The organism is Nonomuraea salmonea (genome assembly GCF_042428605.1).
Taxonomy (GTDB): domain Bacteria; phylum Actinomycetota; class Actinomycetes; order Streptosporangiales; family Streptosporangiaceae; genus Nonomuraea; species Nonomuraea salmonea.
Window position 1 is genome coordinate 25,513 of record NZ_JBHMCF010000050.1, and the last position, 6,096, is coordinate 31,608.

Annotated in this window: 3 protein-coding genes; all 3 read left to right on the forward strand. The window is 63.1% G+C overall.

The window, feature by feature from the left end; genetic code table 11:
* Positions 1-872 precede the first annotated feature (872 nt).
* The 3 genes from ACFFR3_RS43610 (at position 873) to ACFFR3_RS43620 (ending at position 5,785) form a co-directional block, all read left to right on the forward strand.
* A complete protein-coding gene (locus ACFFR3_RS43610) occupies positions 873-4,709 on the forward strand; it encodes an SGNH/GDSL hydrolase family protein (RefSeq protein WP_379485048.1) in 3,837 nt (1,278 codons plus the stop codon).
* A 75-nt stretch (positions 4,710-4,784) separates the two neighbouring features.
* Positions 4,785-5,174 carry a hypothetical protein gene (locus ACFFR3_RS43615; protein WP_364384112.1) on the forward strand — a complete coding sequence of 130 codons (390 nt, stop codon included), beginning with the start codon at positions 4,785-4,787 and terminating at the stop codon, positions 5,172-5,174.
* Between the two features lie 101 nt (positions 5,175-5,275).
* Complete coding sequence (locus ACFFR3_RS43620) at positions 5,276-5,785, forward strand: hypothetical protein (RefSeq protein WP_345391548.1); 510 nt, start codon at positions 5,276-5,278, stop codon at positions 5,783-5,785.
* Positions 5,786-6,096 lie beyond the last annotated feature (311 nt).

Below are 6,096 nucleotides of genomic sequence, written 5' to 3' on the forward strand. Positions count from 1 at the left end.
GAACTCTCCCGTTCTCTTCGATCGGCATTCCTGTTAACTTGACAATCACCGAAGTCGATGTTCTGTATCTTGCTACCTTCCCCTTCGCTTACCGGACCTCAGGCAGTGCGGCGTATGGCGCCATGCTTTCTCCTCAAGATGACGTACAGCCTCGCGGATGACCGAACGCGAGTCGGGCGAGCCCTGTGCGTTCGGTTTCTCGAAGGATTGAAACCTTGACAGAGATGGATGACACGACGCGGCCGACAGTGATCATTACTCATTGTCGGCCGGGAGCACAAGAGGACTGCATGGGATTTTTCTACCCCTTGCTGAAGGTTGTCCGATGTGCTCACATTATGTAGGTCATGACTGTCATCGTCGTGTCCAGTACAGGCAGCGATAAAGGGAACCGACCGCACAGGAAGGGCTGTCCTTGCAGGTGATTGGCACTTTGTCAGCTGCTCGGCCAGGACTTGGTGAGCCATTGAGCCCCGCCCCATAGGCCATAGTCACTGGGACATCAAGACGTCAAACGTCTCGCGCCGGAGGCCAGCATCCACGCTCCTATAGACGGATGAAGGCCCTGAGCCAGCGAAGCCGGCGTCTCAAGTTGCCTCGCGGCCCTCATTTTCCCTCCTACCGAAACACCAGGCTGACCACACGCTGCAGGCGGCACGCGACCCCACTGCAGTAACCCTCTGTAGAAGGAGCGCAGAGTCCTGAACCGTACATGTTTCCTCCTGTTATCCGCTCTTCTGGTCACCACCGCACTGTCCGCCCCGGAAGTCCTCGCCACGACGGGCAGCGCCGCTGCGGCATCCGCGCCCGCGAAAGTCTCACCGCAGCCGCATGAAGAACGCCTGTCGGTCGAGCCGTCCCAGCGCGACAAGGTGCTGGGATCAAGCTGGGAAGCATCGAACGACCTGGCCATCACCGCCACAGGCGACGCCACCGGCTTCCACGTCATGGCGGCAAGAGCGGGCGACGGCTACGCCTGGCACACCATTGCGACCCTCAGCGAGCCTGGCATGGACACTGACCAGTGGGTGGGCAACGCCTGCCTGACCAGTTCGGGACGCCAAGTCGTCGCTACCTATGCGCCGCGGCACTTTACCAATCGCGCCTGGCTGTTCAGCAGGGGTGCCTTCGCCGCCGTAATCGATGTGAAGAGTGGCAAGATCACTAAACTCGAGGACCAGGTGAGCCTTGCCTACTACAACCCGGGATGCGGCTCGGACGACAAGGTAGCCCTCACCCAGGGCACCACCGAGGAGCGCATGACGACGCGCCTGCTCACGGTGGACACCAGCACGAAGTCGGTCTCGCGACCCATCCTCCTGGACGGGCAGATCACCTCAGCCACTGCGGTCGCCGACCACATCGTGGCGGCCCGCGGCAACAAGCTCGTGAAAGTCGCGGCGTCGGGCAAGCTCAAGACGCTGGCGACGACAGATTCCGTCCCCTTCGGTATCCGGCCGACGGCTGACGGGGGCGTCGCGTTCATGGACCAGGCCGGCGGCGCCGTGTCCGTCAAGCACTACCGCAACGGCTCGGTGCGGGTGCTCGCTTCAGGACGGCTGGGCGAAGTGAGTCTGCATTCGGGCACGAGCGGCAGGGTCTTCATTACCGGCAAGACGCGTCAGCATGGCCCACTGCCTTCGCACATGTCCGCCATCGGCGGCGCGCCGAACGTGGAGACGGTGTCGTCGGAAGGCGATCTGCTGATCACGAGTATCGCGCGGCGCGGGCTCAGGCGCGACAGTGAGAGCGACCAAGCGGACACCCGCTACCCCGGTGTCGTACAGGAGGACCCTGCCCCGGAGCTCATCGACATCACCGCCCAGACTGCTCGGACACACTCCCCCCTGACCTTCGCCATCGACCCAACGCGGGAAGCCACCTCGCCATCGGGTCGCGAGGAGAATCCGCGGCTGGCCGAGGCGCGCGGGCAGGCCGAATCAAAGACGACCGCAACCTCGACCGGGACGATTGACCCGAACCACTCTTGCGCCATTGCCCGCAACGACCCGAACACCCAGGTCTACCAGCCTCACTGGCGGCAGGTGGAATGGGCGGTCGACCAGCTCGTCTTCAAGGACCGGCTCCAAGTTTGGCGTCAAGACAACTGGAAAGAGTCCGGCCTCTCATCCTGGAATCCGCAGGACCTGTTCTCGGCATCCGACCTCGCGGGTGGCGGCCGGATTCCCGTCTCGGTCGTGTTCGGCATCCTCGCGCAGGAGTCCAACTTGTGGCAAGCGCAGCGGGACACACTTCCCGGTGAGACGGGCAACCCGCTTGTCGGCAACTACTACGGCGTCGAAATCTATGACGACAAACCGGACAACGACTGGGTGATCCGATGGGACGAAGCCGACTGCGGGTACGGCCTCACACAGCAGACCGACCACATGCGGCGAGCCGGACATGCGAAGCCCGGGGAATGGCTGTGGGATCCGGACACCCAGCGCAGGATAGCCCTGGACTACGTAACGAACATCGCCGTCGGCTTGACTACGCTTGCCGAGAAGTGGAACCAGATCTACACCGACACAGGCGGCACCATGAAAATCAATAACGGTGACCCCTCTAAGATCGAGAACTGGTACTTCGCCATCTGGGCGTACAATTCCGGTTACTACCCCAAGGCGCAGGCAAGCGCGAATGGCGGCGCCTGGGGCGTCGGGTGGGCCAACAATCCCAAGAACCCCGACTACGTGGCAGGGCGTCGCCCCTTCCTCGACAACAACTCCTACTCCGATGCCGCGCATCCCCAGGACTGGCCGTACCAGGAGAAGGTCCTCGGCTGGTCGGCCTGGCCCATCGCAAAAACCTACTACAACGCCGCCACCGGCGAGTGGGTCACCGAAGGCGGTTACAACTACGCCTGGTGGAACTCCGAAGGGTACCGCAGCTCTATCGTTCCGGGCGGGACCCTGGTGGACGAGAACGCCTTCTGCTCGGCGGAGAACGAGTGCGACCCCGCCGACACGACGCGGGGGTGCACGCGAGCTGACTGGAAATGCTGGTGGCATTCGGCGAAGACCTGGAAGACCTGCCCCCAGGAGTGTGGGAACGAGGCGTTTCTGCGTTACGACGCGAGCTATGCCGGCATCGAGCGCTCCGAGCCGTCCGACCAGTGGACGACGTGCCTGACCCCAGGGTTGCCCCAGGTAACCGGCGACACCAAGAACGTGCTGATCGTCGATGACGTGCCCGACTCTGTACCAGCGGTGCGCGGCGGATGCGACAACAGCGGATGGGCCAATTCTGGGGCGCTGACCTTCGAATTCGAGCAGGACTCTGCGGGCGAAGCGCCGGGCAGAGCAGACTTCGGCCAGCTCGGCAACGGCTTCGGCGGCCACCTGTGGTATGGGTACACGCGCAACAGCTCCCATCTCGGCGACCCCATGAAGGTGACTGGCACCTGGGAGCTGAACCAACCTATCAATGGCTGGGCGCGGGTCCTCGTGCATGTGCCAAAACGCCGGGCGGAAACCCAGCAGGCCCCGTACACGGTCCACCTCGGTAACGGGCAAACCCGCACCCGTTACCTGTCGCAAGGCCGGCTGGAAAACCACTGGCAAAACCTCGGCGTGTTCGAGTTCAAGGGCGTGCCCAAGGTGGCACTTACCAACCGTAACCAGGAAGGGGACGGCACCGCCGCCGTAGCGTGGGACGCCATCGCCTTCCAGGTGCTGGCCAAGAAGCCTAAGCATTTCGTCGTCGGCATGGGAGACTCCTTTGCCTCCGGCGAAGGGGTCGGGAACTACTATCCGGAGACCGACACGGGCTACAAGCGTTCGACTTGGAACGCCTGCCGCCGCAGCAAGGACGCGTGGATCCGGCAGACAGTACTACCGGGCGAGACGCAGACCGTGGGGCAACTTGCGGACTCGTTCGACCCCAGGCTGGACTTTTCCTTCGTCGCCTGCTCGGGCGCCGTTACGAGGGACATGACCGTTCCCGAATACACATACACCACCGTCCCCTTCGACTGGTCCGCCTACCGGGGCAGCGCCGAAGGTCGATTCCGGGAGGCTGCGCAACTTGAGAGCGGGTACCTGGACGAGAACACGACGCTGGTCGCGCTCTCGATCGGCGGCAACGACGCCAATTTCTCACCCGTTGTCACCAACTGTTTCCTACTGCCCTGCTATAGCGAGGGCTACGAGAACGATATAAGGGCCGACGTTACCGCCGCTGTTTTCAACAAGATGGTGGGAACCGAAGAAGCTAATGTCAAGAACATCGTGGAGAGCATCGACAGCCGCGTCCAGAATTATAGTCCCGCGCGTGGGAAGAAGGCGCAGATAGTACTGATGGGATATCCCGAGATTACGGGCACCGGAGTATTGGACTGCGGTGCCTTCGATCCGGACGAGCAGAACATGATGCAGCGGATGGCGGAGCACTTCTCCGCCGAGGAGAACAAAATGGTGCAGACGGCGAAGGCAGCAGGTGTCGAGGTGTCCTTCGCCAACCCAATGCCAGCGTTCCAGGGACACGGCGCATGTAAGCCAGAGGGCGAACGCTGGATCACCCCAGTAACCTTCGCCAAGACAGGCCCTGGCGATTTTGGGGATGTCGACGACGTCTGGTCGGGTTGCATGTTTGACGGATTCAGATGTGCGAGCCGAACCTCAATGCACCCCAACGCGGCGGGAGCCCGGGCGTACGCCGGCGTCCTGACGACTCACCTTCAAGCCCTAGGATACACCGGCTGGTAGAATAGCGATCAGCCTGACCGTGACAGGCTGATCGCTTTCGGAAACAGGCTGAGCACGCGACATGAAGGAAGGCCCATGCCAAGAGGGTGCCTCATCACCCTGCTCGCCGCCCTCGCCATCTGCGTGCTCAGTCCGTTCGTCGTCGGTCATTTATACAAAGCGTCGGCTACAAGCCATAACGAAGAGGTGGCCGAGCTTTTCGCGACGAGATTGCCACAGGAATGGGGGGCCGAGCTGCCGCCGGCGGACACAGTCATGGGCTGGCCCGGCGAGGTCTCAGTCTTTTCCTCGACGCGAAACCCACAGGGGCTTCTCTTGAAGATCGCCGTGGTGACGCCCAAGGAGAATCTCTTCGGCCAGAGCACATTCGTTCGCTGCTACACGCTGACCTACGACCATGCTCCGGCAGGTGGATTCCGGCACATCCTCGAGGATCTACCCGAGTGCCCGTACGAGGAAGGTTGAGCTGAGACCGCAGGTCGCGAGGCCAAGTCCGGAGCCTGAGCCTGAATCCACGGCGTGAAACTGGGAGCGAGGCGCGGCCCGTACAGCACGACCGCAATGCCTTGGCCGCCTGGATCGCCGGGCTGCCCGCCGAGCGCAAGGACGCGCTGCTGCTGCGGGTGATCGAGGAGGACGCCGCGAGCGTTCGCTGGGAGCTGCTGGGCGAGTTCGGCGGCGAGCGCAGCGGCCGGGAGACGGAGACGGGGCGGACGGTCGCCGAACTGCTGGACAACGCCGCTGCCCGCCGCCACGCCCGCGAGCAACAGGAGACCGCCCGGCGCGCCGAAGAGCAGGCACGGCGGGAACAGGAGCATCGGCGAGCCCAGGAACTGCCTGAACCGGCTCGCCCAGGATCTCGACGCCGCGTGCGACGTGGTGGAGGCCTCCATCGGCACCAAGAAGCCCCGCGAATACGACCTGGCCGTCGAGCTCCTGCGCGACCTGCACGCCTGACCCTCCGCGACGAGCACGCCAGCGCCTTCACCCAACGCCTCACCCACCTCCGCGAACGGCACCAGGGCAAGCACAGCCTCATCAAGCGACTCAACGACGCGGGCCTCATGGCCGAGTGACTGGCGATTCCCTGCCTGGTCATCAGCGGTCCGAGGTACTGAAATTCACGTAACCGCTGCTCAGTCAGTCGGAAATTGCGCATGGTCAAGGGATGCCATCCGTTCCGTGTTGCTCGTTGCATGCTCATCGGCACCTGATACGGCATAGCACGGGGCGGCATTCTCGGGCATTTCGAAAGCAGACAACGCGTGACACCGCGATACAACGAGACACAATTCGACAGTGGGCGGCATTGAGAACTGCGGCTTTTAGACGATGACTCATTTGGTGAGTCGGCGGTAGCAGATGAGGGCTGCGGCGATGGCGGCGA